Raw genomic sequence first — 17,095 nt, forward strand, 5'->3', positions numbered from 1 at the left:
GGGGGGGGGGGGGGGGGGGGGTGGCCGCTGTGTGTATTCTGCGCCGGGCGGGGTCCCGCCCGCCGGCCCGGTCGGCGGGGCGCGGCGCGGCGCCCCCCCCCCCCTCTCTGTCGTTCCCTACCGGCTACCGGCTACCGGCTACCGGCTACTGGTCGCGGCCGGTCTGCCCGGCCACCAGGCCCGGGTCCAGCGTGAAGCCGCCGGGGAGCCCGCCGCCGTTGTCGGTGCCGGTCCCCGCCGGGTCCGGGTCCGGGTCGTCGCCGCCGTCGTTGCCCGGCTTGCCGTCGTCGCGCTTGCGCGGCTTGTGCTTGCCGCCCTTGCCCTTGCCCGGCTTGCCCTTGCTGCCGCCGGGCGGCTCGACCGCGTCGGGGATGTGGACGGTGACGAACTCCTGGACCTCCCGGCCGGCCAGCGCGCCGTTGACCGCGTCCTTCCAGATCGGGCCGGGGACGCCGCCGCCGTAGACCTTCTCGTAGTACTGGCCGCCGATGTAGATGTTCTCCATCGAGATCTGCTTGTTGCCGCCGGAGCCGACCCAGGTCGCGCCCGCCATGTTCGGCGTGTAGCCGACGAACCAGGCGTTGTAGCGGGAGTCGGTGGTACCGGTCTTGCCCGCGCTGTCCCGGCCCTCGAGGCCGGCTTCCTTACCGGTACCGGAGTCGATCACGCCGCGCAGCAGGCTGTTGATGGTGTCGGCGGTCCGCTGGGACATCGCCCGCTCACAGCTGCTCCGGGGCACCCGGAGGGCCTTGCCGTGCGCGTCGGTGATGGACTCTATGGCGACGGGGCTGCAGTAGACGCCCCGGTTGGCGAAGGTGGCGTAGGCGTTGGCCATGGTCAGCGGGGACATGCCCTCGGTGCCCAGCGCGATCGAGGGCACCTCCTTCAGCTTCTCGCCGTTGGCCGGGACCACGCCGAGCTTGCGGGCCATGTCGGTCACCGGGCAGAGGCCGATGTCCGTGATCATCTGGACGAAGTAGGTGTTGACCGACTTCGCCATGGCGTCCTTCAGCGCGTACGGGCCGACCTCGGACTCGGATTCGTTCTCCACCCGGTCCTGGTCGTTGAAGTTCACCCAGGGGCTGCCGCAGGTGCTGACCGGGCTCGGGTACGGCATGTCGTGCGGCGAGGGGTAGACCTTGGTCGGGGCGGTGCCCGCCTCGATGGCCGCCGCCGCCACGAACGGCTTGAAGGTCGAGCCGGTCGGGAAGCCGAAGTTCGAGCCGCCCATCTTCTTGTTGACCGAGAAGTTGATCTGCGTCTCGTTGGTGCCGAAGCCGTAGGGCTTGGACTGGCCCATGGCCAGCACCCGGCCGGTGCCCGGCTGGACCAGGGTGACCGCGGTGGCGATCTTGTCGTCCTGGTTGACGTGGTCCTTGATGGAGGTGTTCACGGCCTCCTGGGACTGCGGGTCCAGGGTGGTCCGGACGGTCAGGCCGCCCTGGTTCCAGATCTTGGCCCGCTCCTCCTTCGTCTTGCCGAAGACGGGGTCGGAGAGGAAGACCGCGCGCACGTAGTCGCAGAAGAAGCCGGCGCCGCTGACGGCGGTGATGCAGCCGTTCTTGGGGCGGGTGACCTTCAGCTTGATCGGCTTGGCCATGGCGGCGTCCGCCTCGGCCTGCGAGATGTCCTTCACGTCGGCCATCCGCTGCAGCACGGTGTTGCGGCGCTTGGTGGCCTCTTCGGTGTCGTTGACCGGGTCGTACCGGCTCGGCGACTGGACCAGGCCCGCGAGCAGCGCGGACTCCTCGAGGGTGAGGTCCCGGGCGGGCTTGCTGAAGTAGCGCTGGGCGGCCGACTCGATGCCGTAGGCCTGCTGCCCGAAGAAGGTGATGTTGAGGTAGTTCTCGAGGATCTTCTTCTTGCCGAGCTCTTCCTCGACCTGGATCGAGTACTTCAGCTCGCGGACCTTGCGGCCCAGGCTCTTCTGCTGCGCCTCGGCGACCTTGGTCGGGTCGTCGCCGGCCTCTTCGACGAAGACGTTCTTGACGTACTGCTGGGTCAGGGTCGACGCGCCCTGGGCGGCGCCGCCCTCCTGGGCGTTCTGGTTGACGGCGCGCAGGATGCCCTTGAGGTCGATGGCCCCGTGTTCGTAGAACCGGGAGTCCTCGATCGCGACGATCGCCTTCTGCATGTACGGCGAGATGGCCGTGAGCGGGACGACCTTCCGGTCGCGGGAGTAGACGGTCGCGATGAGACCGCCCTCGGCGTCCAGGATGGTGGTGCGCTGACTCAGCGGCGGGGTCTTGAGGTTGGCGGGGATCTCGTCGAACCCCTCGACCGTGCCCTTGGCCGCGAGCCCGAGCGCACCCGCACCGGGAATCGCGATACCGGCCAGCACGACACCGGCGAGGACCGAGACCCCGAGGAACTTGGCGGCCTGCTGGGTCCCGGTGAGACCTCCGCCCGAGCGCTTCTTTGGCATGGGGGCAGCCTACGTTCTCATTCGCCGGACACACGTGTATGCCTTGGCCTAAGCTGCTCTCAACTGTCACAGCAGTGCGAGGGGACATCAACCCCCCGGCGCGACTTTCACCCTTCCCGAAGAGGGTGGACGTATGTCCGAATCGCCGGCATCCGTCGTTCGGTGTCCGATGTAAAGCGCTCCCGGCTCGACTGGTACATCCAAAAATGTCCGATACGTCGGGCATGTCGCCGGGTCACTCCGTCGGGTGATCTGCCGCTCACGCATAGTCCGTTCGGGCCATTCAAGATTGGGCCCGTCGGGGGTGTTGCGCTGTGCCCACCTTCCGTAACGTCCTCAACTGGCAGCGGTGAATATGCCGCTGCCGCCGTGGGGGAGCCTCGATTCGGGAGAGGACGGCGCCGGCATGGGCTGGGTTACCGACTGGAGTGCGCAGGCAGCCTGCCGCACTACCGATCCGGATGAATTGTTCGTACAGGGTGCAGCGCAGAACAGGGCCAAGGCGGTGTGCACCGGATGCCCGGTGCGGACCGAATGCCTCGCGGACGCGCTCGACAACCGCGTCGAGTTCGGTGTCTGGGGCGGCATGACCGAGCGGGAGCGCCGCGCCCTGCTCCGCAGGCGGCCCACCGTCACGTCGTGGCGGCGGCTGCTCGAAACCGCTCGTACGGAGTACGAGCGCAGCACCGGCATCCTGACGGTGGATGTCGACGGTGAGACGGACGTGGTCTACGAGACCTACGCGGCGGCCGGGTAGGCCCCGGCACCGCCCTTCCGACCGGTCGTATCAGATGCGTCGCACTCAGATGCTCTGACCGGTCGTCAGCCGGTCACCGATGGCCCGCAGCCCGGCGAGGTCGTGCACATCGCCGGGCAGGGCGGCCACTTCGGCCACCGGCACCTCGGGATGCAGCGAGGAGAAACGGTCGCGGGTGCTTCGCTCGCGCGCGATCACCTGCATGCGCTCGGCGTGCAGCCGGAGCAGTCCGGCGGCGAGGGCGTCGGCGGATCCTTCGGGGGCGGCGGGGTCACGAAGGTCAGCCTTCCCGGCCTCCTGATCCACAATGCCGCCTTCTTCAAGATTCTCCGCGGCGGCCAGCGCCCGCTCCGCCGACAGCTGGTCGGCGCCGCTGCCGTGCACCCGGTTCAGCACCAGCCCGGCCAGCGGCATGTCGTCCGCGGCCAGCCGCTCCACGAAGTACGCGGCCTCGCGCAGCGCGTCCGCCTCGGGCGCGGCGACCACCAGGAACGCCGTCCCCGGCGCCTGGAGGAGCCGGTACGTGGCGTCCGCGCGGGTGCGGAAGCCGCCGAACATCGTGTCCATGGCGGCCACGAAGGTCTGGACGTCCTTCAGGAGCTGGCCCCCCATCAGCTTGCTGAGGGTGCCCGTCATCAGCGACATGCCGACGTTCAGGAACTTCATCCCGGCCCGGCCGCCCACCTTGGCCGGCGCCATCAGCACCCGGATGAACTTCCCGTCGAGGAAGGACCCCAGCCGCTTGGGCGCGTCCAGGAAGTCCAGCGCGGACCGGCTCGGCGGGGTGTCCACCACGATCAGGTCCCAGTCGTCCCGCGCCCGGAGCTGGCCCAGCTTCTCCATGGCCATGTACTCCTGCGTGCCCGCGAACCCGGCCGACAGGGACTGGTAGAAGGGGTTCTCCAGGATCGCCCGGGACCGCTCCGGGTCCGCGTGGGCCTCGACGATCTCGTCGAAGGTCCGCTTCATGTCCAGCATCATGGCGTGCAGCGTGCCGCCGTCCGAGCCGGCGCCCGCCACCGGCCGGGGCGTGTTGTCCAGCAGGTCGATGCCCATCGACTGGGCCAGCCGGCGCGCCGGATCGATGGTGAGCACCACGACCTTGCGCCCCCGCTCGGCCGCCCGCAGCCCGAGCGCCGCGGCCGTCGTGGTCTTGCCCACCCCGCCCGCGCCGCAGCACACGACGATCCGGGTGTCCCGGTCGTCCAGCAGTGCGTCGACGTCCAGCACGGGGGGAGTCCGCAGGGCGATGCTCACCGGGCGCTCACCTGCTTCCGCAGCTCCGCCGCCAGGTCGTAGAGCCCGGCGAGATCCATCCCGCCGCCCAGCAGCGGCAGTTCGTACGTCGGCAGTCCGAGCTCCGCGAGCACGGTGCGCTGGGCCCGCTCCAGCTCCACCCGCTCGGCGTGCTCCGCGGCCTGCTCCAGCAGCGGCTCCACCAGCCGCTCGGCCAGCCCGCCGCGGCGGGCGCCGCCCAGCCCGGCCCGGGACAGCGCCTGGGCCACCGCGGCCCGCTGCCCGCCCGAGGCGGCCCGCAGGGCGCCCTCGTCCAGGTGGTGCGGACGGACCATGTTCACGATCACCCGGCCGGTGGGCAGCCCGGCCGCGCGCAGCTCGGCGATCCCGTCCGCGGTCTCCTGGACGGGCATCTCCTCCAGCAGCGTCACCAGGTGCACGGCCGTGCCCGGGGACTTGAGGACCTTCATGACCGCCTGGGCCTGGTTGTGGATCGGGCCGAACCGGGCGAGGCCCGCCACCTCGTCGTTGACGTTCAGGAAGCGGGTGATCCGGCCCGTCGGCGGCGCGTCCATGACCACGTGGTCGTAGACCGGGCGGCCCTGCTTGTCCTTGCGCTTGACCGCCTCGCAGGCCTTGCCCGTCAGGAGCACGTCCCGCAGGCCCGGCGCGATGGTGGTGGCGAAGTCGATGGCGCCCAGCTTCTTGAGCGCCCGGCCGGCCGAGCCGAGCTTGTAGAACATCTGGAGGTAGTCCAGCAGCGCCCGCTCGGCGTCGATGGCCAGGGCGAACACCTCGCCGCCCCCGGGCGCCACCGCGATCTTCCGCTCCTCATAGGGGAGCGCTTCGGTGCCGAAGACCTGCGCGATCCCCTGCCTGCCCTCGACCTCCACCAGAAGCGTCCGCCCGCCCTCTTTGGCGAGGGCGAGCGCGAGTGCGGCGGCGACCGTGGTCTTACCGGTGCCGCCCTTGCCGCTGACCACTTGGAGCCTGCTCACGCATCGAGCGTAACCAGTGCGAATTCGGGCTGCGCATGAGCCCTCGTCCAGGCACTACGCTCCCCTGCATGAAGAAGTTCGAATACGCGACGGTCCCGCTGCTCGTGCACGCCACCAAGCAGATCCTCGACACCTGGGGCGAGGACGGCTGGGAGCTCGTCCAGGTCGTGCCCGGGCCGAACAACCCCGAGCAGCTGGTGGCCTACCTGAAGCGGGAGAAGCAGGCATGAGCGCCGTCGAGGCCAGGCTGGCCGAGCTCGGACTGACCCTTCCGGAGGTCGTGCCCCCGCTGGCCGCGTACCAGCCGGCGGTCCGCTCCGGCGCGTACGTCTACACCGCGGGCCAGCTCCCGATGGTCGACGGCAAGCTCCCGCTGACCGGCAAGGTCGGCGGCGAGGTCAGCGCCGACGAGGCCAAGCAGCTCGCCCGCACCTGCGCGCTGAACGGCCTGGCGGCCGTGAAGTCCGTGATCGGCGACCTGGACAAGATCAAGCGGGTCGTGAAGGTCGTCGGCTTCGTCGCCTCCGCCCCCGACTTCACCGCCCAGCCCGGCGTCATCAACGGCGCCAGCGAGCTGCTCGGCGAGGTCCTCGGCGACAAGGGCGTCCACGCCCGCAGCGCCGTCGGCGTGGCGGTCCTCCCCCTGGACGCGCCGGTCGAGGTCGAGTTCCAGATCGAGATCGAGGACTGAGTCCTCGCGCTCCTCGACGGGGCCGGTACGCGCTGCTGTGCGCGGGCCGGCCCTGTCGGTGTTTCGGGGGGTGCCCCGGGGCTGTCTGGGCTGCCTGTCTGCGTGCCTGCCCGTCCGCACCGTCGCTGCGCGACGGTCGGCTCAGGCCATGCTCGGGCGGATGCGAAGGGTGGGCGGGGGCCAGGTTTCGGGGCGCTGCCCCGGACCCCGCGCCTCAATCGCCGGCGGGGCTTGATTTGCCGGGGCTTCGGCGGGCGGTCGGGAGGTGTGGGTCCCCGCGCCGCTTGACGGCCCGTGGCAGGCCCACCCCGGACAAGCGGGCTTCGCCCGTCGCCTTCGGCGATCCCCGGCCCGGGCCCGCCTCCGGACCAGCCTGCCACGGGCCGTCAAGCGGCTCCCCCGCACATCCCGACCGCCCGCGGCCAGGCGTACATGTACGGCCTCGTGGGGGGAGTGGCCAATCCAGCCTCGCCGGCGTTTGAGGCGCGGGGTCCGGGGCGGAGCCCCGGAAGCCCGGCGCGGAGCGCCTGGGCCGGGGGTCCGGGGGCGGAGCCCCCGGTTTCGGGATGGGGGTCCCCCCGGACGGAGTCTGGGGGAGGGTGGGGTGGGGGAGGGCTCCGCGCAGCGGCCACCGCCACCGGCACCGGCACCCCCTCGTACATCCGGGCGGATCGCCGTAGCATCCGGCCATGCCAATGGGTGAGCAGCAGGACACGAGTCAGCGGGGCCAGGGCCAAGAGCAACAGGGCCGGACCGCCGGAGGCCAGTGGTACCCGCCGGAGTGGCCGGACCGCATCCGGGCCCTGACGGCCGGCACCCTCACCCCCGTCGCCCCCAAGCTCGCAGCCACCGTCATGCTGCTCCGCGACACCGACGCAGGCACGGGCACGGGCCAAGCCACAGGCCCAGCCACCGGCCCCGCCGTGCACATGCTCCGTCGCCGGGCCTCGATGGCCTTCGCCGGCGGGGCGTACGCCTACCCCGGCGGCGGCGTGGACCCGCGGGACGACGACCACCACGTCGGCTGGGCCGGCCCCGGCCTGGACCGCTGGGCCGAGCGGCTGGGTACCGAGCGGGCCACCGCGCAGGCCATCGTCTGCGCCGCGGTCCGCGAGACGTACGAGGAGGCCGGGGTGCTGCTGGCCGGCCCGACGGCCGACACCGTCGTCGGGGACACCACCGGCGAGGACTGGGAGGAGGACCGGCAGGCACTGGTGGCCCGGGAGCTGTCCTTCGCCGAGTTCCTCGACCGCCGCGGCCTGCTGCTCCGGTCGGACCTGCTGGGCGCCTGGGCCCGCTGGATCACCCCCGAGTTCGAGCCGCGCCGTTACGACACGTGGTTCTTCGTGGCCGCGCTGCCCGAGGGCCAGCGGACCCGGAACGCCTCCACCGAGGCGGACCGCACGGTGTGGATCCGGCCGGCCGAGGCGGCCGCGGGCTACGACAAGGGCGAGCTGCTGATGATGCCGCCGACCATCTCCACCCTGCGCTCGCTGGAGCCGTACGGGACCGCCGCGGCGGCCCTGGCGGCGGCCGGGGCCCAGGACCTGACGCCGGTGCTCGCGCAGGCCACCCTGGAAGAGGGCGAGCTGGTGCTGAGCTGGCCCGGACACGACGAGTTCACCAAGCGGGTACGGATCGGAGGCGCCTCATGACGGATGCCGGGGCCCTGCCGGGCCAGCCGCGGGGCGGGGTGCTCTCCGGGCCCGCGACCGCCCGCGCCGTCAACGTCCTCGCGCCGAACGCCTCCGCGATGACCCTGGACGGCACCAACACCTGGATCCTCGCCGAGCCGGACTCCGACCTCGCGGTGGTGGTCGACCCGGGCCCGCTGGACGACGGCCACCTGCGCGAGGTGATCGCCACGGCCGAGCGGGCCGGCCGGCGGGTCGCGCTGACCCTGCTCACCCACGGCCACCCCGACCACGCCGAGGGCGCCGGCCGGTTCGCCGAGCTGACCGGCACCAAGGTCCGGGCCCTGGACCCGGCGCTGCGGCTGGGCGACGAGGGGCTGCGGGCCGGCCAGGTGGTCTCGGTCGGCGGGCTGGAGCTGCGGGTGGTGCCCACCCCCGGGCACACCGCCGACTCCCTCTCCTTCCACCTGCCGGCCGACCGGGCCGTGCTGACCGGCGACACGATCCTGGGCCGCGGCACGACCGTGGTGGCCCATCCGGACGGCCGGCTGGGCGACTACCTGGACTCGCTGCGCCGGCTGCGCTCCCTGACGGTGGACGACGGGGTCCACACCGTGCTGCCGGGCCACGGCCCGGTGCTGGAGGACGCCCAGGGCGCGGTGGAGTTCTACCTGGCGCACCGGGCGCACCGGCTGGCGCAGGTGGAGACGGCCGTGGAGAACGGCTTCCACAGCCCCTCCGAGGTCGTGGCGCACGTCTACGCGGACGTGGACCGCTCCCTGTGGCCCGCGGCGGAGTGGTCGGTGCGGGCGCAGCTGGAGTACCTGAAGGAGCACGGCCTGATCCCGGGCCCGCCCGGCTACTAGGCGGTCACTACGCTGCTCGCATGATCTTCGCACTCATAGCCCTGGTCCTGGCGGTCAACTGGATCACCGCGCACGTCAACCAGAAGGTCCGGGAGGTGGCCCGCAAGGCCGACCGGATCGAGCGCAAGCTGGACGTGATCATGGATCACCTGGGCCTCGAGGAGCCGCCCGTGGCGGGCCTGGACCGGGTCCTGGAGCGGCTGCGGGCCGGCAAGAAGATCGAGGCCATCAAGATCTACCGCGAGCTCACCGGGGAGGGCCTGAAGGAGGCCAAGGACGCGGTCGAGGCCCTGGAGCACAAGCTCTGACCCGGCCGCGGCCTCAGCCCCGCGCCGCCTTCACGCCCAGCACCCGGGCGTACTCCGCGGCCAGCCAGGGCCCCAGGTCCTCGGTGTACCCGTGCAGCACCGCCGGGTCGGCCACCGGGTCCAGGGCCACGGCCGCCGCCTCGCGCAGCTGCCCGGCCCGCTCGGGGTAGTACCGGCCGAAGACCTCGGCGGACCGGTCCAGGTCGCTGGTCCAGCCGCCCCACCGGGGCATGACCAGCGTCAGCCCGGTCCGCACCAGGTGGCGGGCGTAGCGGCGGGCCAGCGTCCGGTACTCCGCCGGGCCGGCCGCCTCCGCCACCTGGTCGCGCCAGCGGGGCAGCATCCCGGCCAGGTCGCCGTTGGTCTCCCGGGCCAGCCGCTCGTCGGGCCGGTACCGCGGCAGGTGCTCGGCCAGGTCGGCGCCGAGCAGCGGGGTGCACAGGCAGGCCAGGAACCAGCCCAGGTCGTACCGCTCGGCGTCGCTGAGCAGCCGTTCCTTGCCGAAGAGCAGGATCCCCACGCCGTCGACGGCCGGGTCGTGCGCGTCGAGCTCCTGCGCCAGCTCGCCGGCCGTCCCGCGGTCGGTCCCGGTGGGCTCCTCGTGGAGCGCCAGCAGCAGGTCGAGGTCGGAGCGGCCGGGCCGGGCGGTGCCCCGCGGCACCGAGCCGTAGAGGTAGGCGCTGTGCAGGCGCCGGCCGTACGCCTCGCCGATGCGGGACCGGGCCAGGGCCACCACCGGCCGGAACTCCGGCCCGACCGCCCCGAGCGACCCCTCGCGCTCGATGAACCCCTGTGCGTCCAGCCCCTTGTGTTCCATGCGTTCCACTGTGCCAATCCACGGTCGGCTTCCCCTCGCGCGCAACGCGCGGGGACGGCGAAGGCCCCCGCCCGGGTGGACGGGGGCCTTCGAAGGCGTGCGGGCGCTCAGCGGGAGCGCTTGGCCAGCCGCTCGACGTCCAGCAGGATGACCGCGCGGGCCTCCAGGCGCAGCCAGCCGCGGCCGGCGAAGTCGGCGAGGGCCTTGTTGACCGTCTCGCGCGAGGCGCCGACGAGCTGGGCCAGCTCCTCCTGCGTCAGGTCGTGCACCACGTGGATGCCCTCCTCCGACTGCACGCCGAAGCGGCGCGACAGGTCGAGCAGGGCCCGGGCGACGCGGCCGGGGACGTCGGAGAAGACCAGGTCGGACATCTGGTCGTTGGTCTTGCGCAGGCGGCGGGCGACGGCGCGCAGCAGCGCGGTCGCGACCTCGGGCCGGGCGTTCAGCCAGGGCTGGAGGTCGCCGTGGCCCAGGCCGAGCAGCTTGACCTCGGTCAGCGCGGTGGCGGTGGCGGTGCGCGGGCCCGGGTCGAAGAGCGACAGCTCGCCGATCAGCTCGCCGGGGCCGAGGACGGCGAGCATGTTCTCGCGGCCGTCGGGGGAGGTGCGGTGCAGCTTGACCTTGCCCTCGGTGACGACGTACAGCCGGTCACCGGGGTCGCCCTCGTGGAACAGGGCGTCGCCGCGTGCGAGGGTCACCTCGCCCATGGAGGCGCGGAGCTCCGCGGCCTGCTCGTCATCGAGCGCCGCGAAGAGCGGGGCGCGCCGCAGAACGTCGTCCACGAGTCTCTCTCCTATGTCGACCTGCTCAGGGGACCGTGCTCCCCATTTTGCCGGACGCTACAAACAGTGCGATCGATCACAAGCATGCCGGACGAACGGGTGTACTGGGCGGCTGGGGGCAAATGGATGGGCTGTTCGGGCCACGGAGGGGGACACGTCCGGCGGGCCCCGGGGGTCAAGAGGCCGCCGGGCAAGGGCCGAAGGGCCCGCGGGCGCCGTCCGCACAGCGGATTCAGCTGTGGGCGAACAGAGTCCCGGCCGGGTTGCGGCCGGGGCGGTCAGGGGCGTCGGGCGGCCGCCGGCGATCATCGTCCGGGATCGGCCCCGGGGTGTCGGCGGCCCGGCGTAGCCTTCGTCACATGGCTGAGAGCAAGGTTGCGAAGAGCGGGGCGGCGGCCGCGAAGGCGAAGCCCGAGTCCCGGCTGGCGATGGTCCGCCGCGCCCGCCGGATCAACCGCGAGCTGGCGGAGGTCTACCCCTACGCCCACCCCGAGCTGGACTTCCGGAACCCCTTCGAGCTGCTGGTCGCCACGGTCCTGTCCGCGCAGACCACCGACCTGCGGGTGAACCAGACCACCCCCGCCCTGTTCGCCGCGTACCCGACCCCCGAGGACATGGCCGCGGCCGTGCCGGAGGAGCTGGAGGAGATCATCCGGCCGACCGGGTTCTTCCGGGCGAAGGCCCGGTCGCTGATGGGCCTGTCCGCGGCCCTGCGCGACCGCTTCGACGGCGAGGTGCCGGGCCGCCTCGAGGACCTGGTGACCCTGCCGGGCGTGGGCCGCAAGACGGCCAACGTCGTGCTCGGCAACGCCTTCGGCGTCCCCGGGATCACCGTCGACACCCACTTCGGGCGGCTGGTGCGCCGCTTCAAGTGGACCGAGCAGGAGGACCCGGAGAAGGTCGAGGCGGAGATCTGCGAGATCTTCCCGAAGAGCGAGTGGACGATGCTCTCGCACCGGGTCGTCTTCCACGGCCGCCGGATCTGCCACGCCCGCAAGCCCGCCTGCGGGGCCTGCCCGATCGCCCCGCTGTGTCCCGCGTACGGCGAGGGCGAGACGGACCCGGAGAAGGCGCGGAAGCTCCTCAAGTACGAGAAGGGCGGCCAGCCCGGCCAGCGGCTGAGCCCGCCGGCCGACTACCCGGGCCTGCCGGCCGCGCCGCTGGGCGCCGCCACCCGCTGACCGCCGGGGCGGCCCGCCCCGGTCCGAGGAACGAATCCGGCCCCGGGCCGCGTTGTGGCGGTCAGGGGCAGTACTGCGAACGGGGTGCCGATGACAGGGGTGACGAGGGCGGGCGGGGCCGGTGGTGGCCGGCCCGAGCTGTCCGCCGGGGCCGGGCTGAGCACGGACGGCCTGCCGTCCTGGCTGGACCCGGTGGCCGAGGCGGCGCGGACGGTCCAGCCGCTCCAGCTGAGCCGCTTCCTGCCGCCGGAGAGCGGCGCGGGCCGGCAGTCGGCCGTGCTGATCCTCTTCGGCGAGGGTGCCGCCGGCCCCGAGCTGCTGCTGCTGGAGCGGGCCGGCACGCTTCGCTCGCACGCGGGACAGCCCTCCTTCCCGGGCGGGGCGCTCGACCCCGAGGACGGCGACCCGGCGGACGACGGGCCGCTGCGGGCCGCGCTGCGGGAGGCCGAGGAGGAGACCGGGCTGGACCCGGCCGGGGTGCAGCTCTTCGGCGTGCTGCCCCGGCTGTACATCCCGGTGAGCCGCTTCGTGGTGACCCCGGTGCTCGGCTGGTGGCGCGAGCCCAGCCCGGTGACGGCGGTGGACCCGGGCGAGACGGCCCGGGTCTTCACGGTTCCCGTGGCGGATCTCACGGACCCGGCCAACCGCGCCGTCACGGTCCACCCGAGCGGCCACGAAGGCCCCGCATTCCTGGTCGAATCGGCTCTGGTCTGGGGTTTCACCGCGGGAGTGATCGACCGGATCCTGCACTACTCGGGCTGGGAGCTGCCGTGGGACCGGTCTCGAAGGGTCCCGCTGGACTGGCGCGCATGAGACGGTGGCCCACGTGAACGTGCTCGACCAGCTGAACGCGCTGGACATCCTCCTGCTGGTCGCCGCCGTGTGGTTCGCGATCATCGGCTACCGCCAGGGCTTCGTCGTCGGCATCCTCTCGGTGATCGGCTTCCTCGGTGGCGGCCTGATCGCGGTGACCCTGCTCCCGGTGATCTGGAACCAGGTCACCGACAAGGCGACGGTGACCACCGCGGCCGCCATCGTGGCGGTGGTGGTGGTGATCATCTGCGCCTCGGTGGGCCAGGCCTTCACCACCCACCTGGGGAACCGGCTGCGCGGGCACATCACCTGGTCACCGGCGCGCGCCCTGGACGCCACCGGCGGCGCGCTGGTCAACGTCGTCGCGATGCTGCTGGTCGCCTGGCTGATCGGGTCGGCGCTGGCCGGCAACCCGACCAACAGCCTGGGCAAGCAGGCCAACAAGTCGCAGGTGCTCTACGGCGTCTCGAAGCTGATGCCCCAGCAGGCGAACACCCTCTTCTCGGACTTCAGCTCCGTCCTCGCGCAGAACGGCTTCCCGCAGGTCTTCAGCCCGTTCTCCAACGAACCCATCACCGAGGTGCGGGCGCCCGACCCGGCGCTGGCCGGCAGCCCGGTCGCGCAGCGCGCCAAGCGCTCCATCGTGAAGGTGGTCGGCACCGCCCCGAGCTGCAGCAAGGTCCTGGAGGGCACCGGCTTCGTCTTCGCCGACGGCAAGGTCATGACCAACGCCCACGTGGTCGGCGGGGTCGCGGAGCCCACCGTCCAGATAGGCGGCGAGGGACGGCTCTACGAGGGCAAGGTCGTGCTCTACGACTGGCGGCGGGACATCGCCGTCCTGGACGTGCCCAAGCTGCGGGCGCCCGCGCTGGAGTTCGCCGGGGCCGACGCCAAGAGCGGCAGCGGCGCGATCGTCGCGGGCTTCCCGGAGAACGGCTCGTACGACGTGCGGGCCGCCCGGGTCCGCGGCCGGATCAACGCCAACGGCCCGGACATCTACCACCGGGGCACCGTCCGCCGCGACGTGTACTCGCTCTACGCGACCGTGCGCCAGGGCAACTCCGGCGGCCCGCTGCTGACCCCGGACGGCAAGGTCTACGGCGTGGTCTTCGCGAAGTCCCTGGACGACCCGAACACCGGGTACGCCCTGACGGCCGACGAGATCCAGGACGACATCACCGACGGCAGCACCGCCCACCGGCGGGTGGCCACCGACGCCTGCGCGCTCTGACGCCCGGCGCTCCGGCCGCCCGGCGCTCCGGCGCCCGGCCGGGCTAGGTGCGCTGGTGCCTCAGGCGGGCCGAGACCCAGCGGGCCCGGCGGCGCAGGATGCGCGGAATGCCGAGTCGGGGGTCGGGTCCCGGTACGGGACCGTCCGCCCTCTCGTGGGAGCCCAGCGGCGCTGCCGAGCGGCGGGTGCGTGCGGTGTCAGCGTGGTCGTGCGTCCAGCCCATACTTCGACGTCTGCCCGGGCCCCAAGGTCGGTAACCGTGCGCGAGACGGCCAATTGGCCTATGCGCGGGGCAATTGGCTGTTCGTCGTACAGGAGTTCAGTCGGTGTTCGAGCAGGCGTCAGGGCGTGCCGCGGACGGCCCGGTCAGCGGTCCGGCTCGGGGTCCCGCAGCCAGTTGACGAGCTCGGCGGAGAAGGCCGCTGGGTCCTCCTCATGGGGGAAGTGCCCCAGGCCGTCGAACAGCCGCCACCGGTAGGGGGCTTCGACGTACTCGCCCGAACCGGCCGCGCTGCGGGTGCGCATCACCGGATCCAGCGACCCGTGCAGGTGCAGGGTCGGCACCCGGACCGGGCGCTTCATCCGCCGGTTGAACTGGAGGCCGTCGGGGCGGGCCATCGAGCGGACCATCCAGCGGTAGGGCTCGATCGAGCAGTGCGCCGTCGAGGGCACGCACATCGCCCGCTGGTAGACCCGGACGTCCTCGTCCTCGGGCTGCCGCGGACCGGACCACTCCCGGATCAGCTCGCCCACCAGCGCGCCGTCCTCCGCCACCAGCCGCCGCTCGGGCAGCCAGGGCCGCTGGAAGCCCCAGACGTACGACCCGGCCCGGCTCTGGGACACGTCCGAGAGCATCGCCGAACGCCAGCGGCGCGGGTGCGGCATCGAGGAGACCACCAGCCGGCGCACCACCTTGGGACGCATGACCGCGGCCGTCCAGGCCAGGTACCCGCCCAGGTCGTGGCCGACGAGCGCGGCGTCCGGCTCGCCCAGGGAGCGGACCACACCGGTGATGTCCAGGGCCAGGTTGGCGGGGTCGTAGCCGCGGGGCGTGCGGTCGCTGCCGCCCACCCCGCGCAGGTCCATCGCCACGGCCCGGTACCCGGCCTCGGCGAGCGCGGTCATCTGGTGCCGCCAGGTCCACCAGAACTGCGGGAAGCCGTGCAGCAGCAGGACCAGCGGACCCTCGCCCAGCTCGGCGACGTGGAAGCGCGCACCGTTGGCCGCGACGTCCCGGTGCGTCCAGGGACCGTCGAGGCGGACCGCCGAGGCGGCGGTGGGAGGTGTTCCGTTGTCGGGGGAGGCGGCCGTCATGAGGACGAGCGTGCCACACCCACGGCCTTGTCACTGACCGGCCGGGGGTGCGGCTTGACCGTCCCCATGAGCGCGGCGGTCTGCTTGACGGAGGCGATGGACTTCTCCGGCGGCTTGACCTTCTTGAACTTCGTCACCGCGAGCAGCGCCAGCAGCCCCGCGAGCAGCAGGAACGCGCCGCCGACGATCAGGAAGGACCAGGCCAGGCCCAGCCCCAGATTGTGGATGCCGTAGGCCGCGGCGAAGCTCAGCACCGGCAGCGAGAAGAGCGCCAGGGTGCCGGCGATGCCGATGGCGGCGCCGCCGATGCCGACCCGCTTGACGTCCTGCCGGATCTCGGCCTTGGCCAGCGCGATCTCGTCGTGCACCAGGGCGGACATCTCGGTCGTTGCCGAGGCGACCAGCTGGCCGAGACTGCGCTCGACCCCTTGCGACCCTTGGTCCACTGCGCTCATCGCTCTCTCCCTCGCTCCGTCCGAACTGTCTGTCAGATCATGCCGGACGCTCGGCCTCGGTGCTGGACCCGGTGGCCACCGGATCCGCGGCGGCGGCGGCCTCCTCCGCCCGGCGGCGGTGCTCGGCGGCCTTGCGTTCGTGGATCTCGGCCATCCGCAGGTGGTACGCCGGGTTGTGCTCCTCGTAGATGTCCGGGATGCCGTCCTGGTCCTCGTCGAGCTCCTCGGCTGCGGTCAGCGCCCGGTACTTGCGGTCGCGCAGCTTGAGCAGCACGCCCGCGAGCACGGCGGCGATCAGCGAGCCCATCAGCACCGCCGCCTTCACCTCGTCGGTGAGGAGCGGGTCCCCGTCGAAGGCCAGTTCGCCGATGAGCAGGGAGACGGTGAAGCCGATGCCGGCCAGCGAGGCGACGGCGAAGACGTCCGGCCAGCGCAGGTCCGGGTTGAGCTCGGCCCGGGTGAAGCGGGCGGCGAGCCAGGTGCCGCCGAAGATGCCGACCGCCTTGCCGACGACCAGGCCGAGCACCACGCCCAGCGTCTCGGGGCGGGTGAAGACCTGGCCCAGGGCCTCGTCGGAGAGCGAGACGCCGGCCGAGAAGAGCGCGAAGAGCGGCACCGCCAGCCCGGCGGACAGCGGCCGGACCAGGTGCTCGATGTGCTCGCCGGGGGAGTGCTGCTCGCCGTCCCGGCGGGTGCAGCGGAGCATCAGGCCCATGGCCACGCCCGCGATGGTGGCGTGCACGCCGCTGTTGTACATCAGGCCCCAGATGACCAGGGCCAGCGGGACGTAGACGTACCAGCCGCGGACGTTGCGGCGCAGCAGGAACCAGAAGAGCGCGAGGCCCACGAAGGCCCCGACCAGCTGCGGGAAGCGGATCTCGCTGGTGAAGAAGACCGCGATGATCAGGATCGCGAAGAGGTCGTCGACCACCGCGAGGGTGAGCAGGAAGGCGCGCAGCGCGGAGGGCAGCGAGGTGCCGATCACGGCGAGCACGGCCAGCGCGAAGGCGATGTCGGTGGCGGTGGGGACCGCCCAGCCGTCCATCGAACCGTCGCCCAGGACGTTGACCAGGGCGTAGACCAGGGCGGGTACGGCCATGCCGCACAGGGCCGCGATCACCGGCAGGGCGGCGGCCTTGGGCTCGCGCAGATCGCCCGCGACCAGCTCGCGCTTGAGCTCGATGCCGGCGACGAAGAAGAACACGGCCAGCAGCCCGTCGGCCGCCCAGTGCTGGACCGAGAGGTTCAGGCCGAGGGCACCGGGGCCGAGGTGGAAGTCCCGCACGCTTGCGTAGCCGTCGGCCAGGGCGGGGATGTTGGCCCAGATCAGCGCGGCGACGGCGGCCACCAGCAGGAGCACACCACCGACGGTCTCGGCGCGCAGGGCGTCGGCGATGTACCGCCGCTCCGGCAGCGACAGGCGGCCGAGCAGCTTGCGGCCGTGGGGGTCGGTGGGGCTGGGCGCGGCCACGGATGGCACCTCCGGTGGGTTGGACGGCATGGCGAAGCTGTTGCCGACCAGACTTCCCGGCGCACCCTGTGGAGATTCTTCGTTCTTTACGCTTTCACGACTTTACAGGGGTCGCG

Annotated in this window: 18 protein-coding genes; 9 read left to right on the top strand and 9 right to left on the bottom strand. The window is 72.6% G+C overall.

What is annotated here, in order from left to right; all coding sequences use genetic code 11:
* Positions 1–145: 145 nt before the first annotated feature.
* Positions 146–2,425, bottom strand: a complete 2,280-nt coding sequence (locus AB0O40_RS25980; RefSeq protein ID WP_365046372.1) for a transglycosylase domain-containing protein — start codon at positions 2,423–2,425, stop codon at positions 146–148.
* Between the two features lie 406 nt (positions 2,426–2,831).
* Here AB0O40_RS25980 and AB0O40_RS25985 point away from each other — a divergent pair, with 406 nt between their 5' ends.
* Positions 2,832–3,182, top strand: a complete 351-nt coding sequence (locus AB0O40_RS25985; protein ID WP_365046453.1) for a WhiB family transcriptional regulator — start codon at positions 2,832–2,834, stop codon at positions 3,180–3,182.
* A 45-nt stretch (positions 3,183–3,227) separates the two neighbouring features.
* On the opposite strand, the gene AB0O40_RS25990 is transcribed toward AB0O40_RS25985, so the two are convergent.
* Both AB0O40_RS25990 and AB0O40_RS25995 read right to left on the bottom strand, forming a co-directional pair.
* Positions 3,228–4,439 (bottom strand): ArsA family ATPase, encoded by a 1,212-nt coding sequence (locus AB0O40_RS25990; protein ID WP_365046375.1) that lies wholly within the window; start codon positions 4,437–4,439, stop codon positions 3,228–3,230.
* Entirely contained in the window at positions 4,436–5,416 is a 981-nt protein-coding gene (locus tag AB0O40_RS25995) for an ArsA-related P-loop ATPase (protein WP_365046377.1), read from the bottom strand. The genes AB0O40_RS25990 and AB0O40_RS25995 overlap by 4 nt, the downstream gene beginning before the upstream one ends.
* 68 nt (positions 5,417–5,484) lie before the next feature.
* On the opposite strand from AB0O40_RS25995, the gene AB0O40_RS26000 reads away from it, so the two are divergent.
* From AB0O40_RS26000 to AB0O40_RS26020, 5 genes are all read left to right on the top strand, one after another.
* Positions 5,485–5,646, top strand: coding sequence for a DUF4177 domain-containing protein (locus tag AB0O40_RS26000; protein WP_107048484.1), 162 nt, complete (start codon positions 5,485–5,487; stop codon positions 5,644–5,646).
* Positions 5,643–6,107 carry a RidA family protein gene (locus tag AB0O40_RS26005; RefSeq protein ID WP_365046380.1) on the top strand — a complete coding sequence of 155 codons (465 nt, stop codon included), beginning with the start codon at positions 5,643–5,645 and terminating at the stop codon, positions 6,105–6,107. The genes AB0O40_RS26000 and AB0O40_RS26005 overlap by 4 nt, the downstream gene beginning before the upstream one ends.
* Positions 6,108–6,802: 695 nt before the next feature.
* A complete protein-coding gene (locus tag AB0O40_RS26010) occupies positions 6,803–7,762 on the top strand; it encodes an NUDIX hydrolase (RefSeq protein ID WP_365046455.1) in 960 nt (319 codons plus the stop codon).
* A complete protein-coding gene (locus tag AB0O40_RS26015; protein WP_365046383.1) occupies positions 7,759–8,607 on the top strand; it encodes an MBL fold metallo-hydrolase in 849 nt (282 codons plus the stop codon). Before AB0O40_RS26010 ends, AB0O40_RS26015 begins: the two co-directional genes overlap by 4 nt.
* Positions 8,608–8,627: 20 nt before the next feature.
* Positions 8,628–8,915: a ribosomal protein L7/L12 gene (locus AB0O40_RS26020; RefSeq protein WP_365046386.1), complete on the top strand. Its 288-nt coding sequence runs from the start codon at positions 8,628–8,630 to the stop codon at positions 8,913–8,915.
* A gap of 13 nt (positions 8,916–8,928) precedes the next feature.
* Here the strand turns inward: AB0O40_RS26020 and AB0O40_RS26025 are convergent, their stop codons facing one another.
* Together AB0O40_RS26025 and AB0O40_RS26030 are read right to left on the bottom strand one after the other, a co-directional pair.
* Positions 8,929–9,732, bottom strand: coding sequence for a nucleotidyltransferase domain-containing protein (locus AB0O40_RS26025; protein WP_365046389.1), 804 nt, complete (start codon positions 9,730–9,732; stop codon positions 8,929–8,931).
* Positions 9,733–9,839: 107 nt separating this feature from the next.
* Positions 9,840–10,514 carry a Crp/Fnr family transcriptional regulator gene (locus AB0O40_RS26030; RefSeq protein WP_003981529.1) on the bottom strand — a complete coding sequence of 225 codons (675 nt, stop codon included), beginning with the start codon at positions 10,512–10,514 and terminating at the stop codon, positions 9,840–9,842.
* Positions 10,515–10,873: 359 nt separating this feature from the next.
* Here AB0O40_RS26030 and nth point away from each other — a divergent pair, with 359 nt between their 5' ends.
* From nth to AB0O40_RS26045, 3 genes are all read left to right on the top strand, one after another.
* Positions 10,874–11,695, top strand: coding sequence for an endonuclease III (nth, locus tag AB0O40_RS26035; RefSeq protein WP_365046393.1), 822 nt, complete (start codon positions 10,874–10,876; stop codon positions 11,693–11,695).
* Positions 11,696–11,785: 90 nt separating this feature from the next.
* A complete protein-coding gene (locus AB0O40_RS26040) occupies positions 11,786–12,508 on the top strand; it encodes a CoA pyrophosphatase (RefSeq protein ID WP_365046396.1) in 723 nt (240 codons plus the stop codon).
* Positions 12,509–12,539: 31 nt separating this feature from the next.
* Positions 12,540–13,739 carry a MarP family serine protease gene (locus tag AB0O40_RS26045; RefSeq protein WP_365046457.1) on the top strand — a complete coding sequence of 400 codons (1,200 nt, stop codon included), beginning with the start codon at positions 12,540–12,542 and terminating at the stop codon, positions 13,737–13,739.
* Between the two features lie 43 nt (positions 13,740–13,782).
* Here AB0O40_RS26045 and AB0O40_RS26050 read toward each other — a convergent pair whose 3' ends face one another.
* The 4 genes from AB0O40_RS26050 to nhaA form a co-directional block, all read right to left on the bottom strand.
* On the bottom strand, positions 13,783–13,962 hold the full coding sequence (locus AB0O40_RS26050; RefSeq protein WP_365046399.1) for a hypothetical protein: 180 nt from the start codon (positions 13,960–13,962) through the stop codon (positions 13,783–13,785).
* Positions 13,963–14,105: 143 nt separating this feature from the next.
* Positions 14,106–15,053, bottom strand: a complete 948-nt coding sequence (locus AB0O40_RS26055; RefSeq protein WP_365046402.1) for an alpha/beta hydrolase — start codon at positions 15,051–15,053, stop codon at positions 14,106–14,108.
* On the bottom strand, positions 15,050–15,508 hold the full coding sequence (locus AB0O40_RS26060; RefSeq protein ID WP_365046405.1) for a phage holin family protein: 459 nt from the start codon (positions 15,506–15,508) through the stop codon (positions 15,050–15,052). Before AB0O40_RS26060 ends, AB0O40_RS26055 begins: the two co-directional genes overlap by 4 nt.
* Positions 15,509–15,545: 37 nt before the next feature.
* Positions 15,546–16,979, bottom strand: a complete 1,434-nt coding sequence (nhaA, locus tag AB0O40_RS26065) for a Na+/H+ antiporter NhaA (protein ID WP_365046407.1) — start codon at positions 16,977–16,979, stop codon at positions 15,546–15,548.
* Positions 16,980–17,095 lie beyond the last annotated feature (116 nt).

The sequence above is a fragment of the Streptomyces sp. NPDC089919 genome, from assembly GCF_040684615.1.
Classification (GTDB): Bacteria; Actinomycetota; Actinomycetes; order Streptomycetales; family Streptomycetaceae; genus Streptomyces.

Coding starts and splice junctions, on each gene's coding strand:
- nth (WP_365046393.1), top strand. CDS start 10,874: ATGGCTGAGAGCAAGGTTGCGAAGAGCGGGGCGGCGGCCGCGAAGGCG.
- AB0O40_RS26055 (WP_365046402.1), bottom strand. CDS start 15,053: ATGACGGCCGCCTCCCCCGACAACGGAACACCTCCCACCGCCGCCTCG.
- AB0O40_RS26000 (WP_107048484.1), top strand. CDS start 5,485: ATGAAGAAGTTCGAATACGCGACGGTCCCGCTGCTCGTGCACGCCACC.
- AB0O40_RS26040 (WP_365046396.1), top strand. CDS start 11,786: ATGACAGGGGTGACGAGGGCGGGCGGGGCCGGTGGTGGCCGGCCCGAG.
- AB0O40_RS25985 (WP_365046453.1), top strand. CDS start 2,832: ATGGGCTGGGTTACCGACTGGAGTGCGCAGGCAGCCTGCCGCACTACC.
- AB0O40_RS26005 (WP_365046380.1), top strand. CDS start 5,643: ATGAGCGCCGTCGAGGCCAGGCTGGCCGAGCTCGGACTGACCCTTCCG.
- AB0O40_RS26060 (WP_365046405.1), bottom strand. CDS start 15,508: ATGAGCGCAGTGGACCAAGGGTCGCAAGGGGTCGAGCGCAGTCTCGGC.
- AB0O40_RS26020 (WP_365046386.1), top strand. CDS start 8,628: ATGATCTTCGCACTCATAGCCCTGGTCCTGGCGGTCAACTGGATCACC.
- AB0O40_RS26025 (WP_365046389.1), bottom strand. CDS start 9,732: ATGGAACACAAGGGGCTGGACGCACAGGGGTTCATCGAGCGCGAGGGG.
- AB0O40_RS26010 (WP_365046455.1), top strand. CDS start 6,803: ATGGGTGAGCAGCAGGACACGAGTCAGCGGGGCCAGGGCCAAGAGCAA.
- AB0O40_RS26015 (WP_365046383.1), top strand. CDS start 7,759: ATGACGGATGCCGGGGCCCTGCCGGGCCAGCCGCGGGGCGGGGTGCTC.
- AB0O40_RS25980 (WP_365046372.1), bottom strand. CDS start 2,425: ATGCCAAAGAAGCGCTCGGGCGGAGGTCTCACCGGGACCCAGCAGGCC.
- AB0O40_RS26050 (WP_365046399.1), bottom strand. CDS start 13,962: ATGGGCTGGACGCACGACCACGCTGACACCGCACGCACCCGCCGCTCG.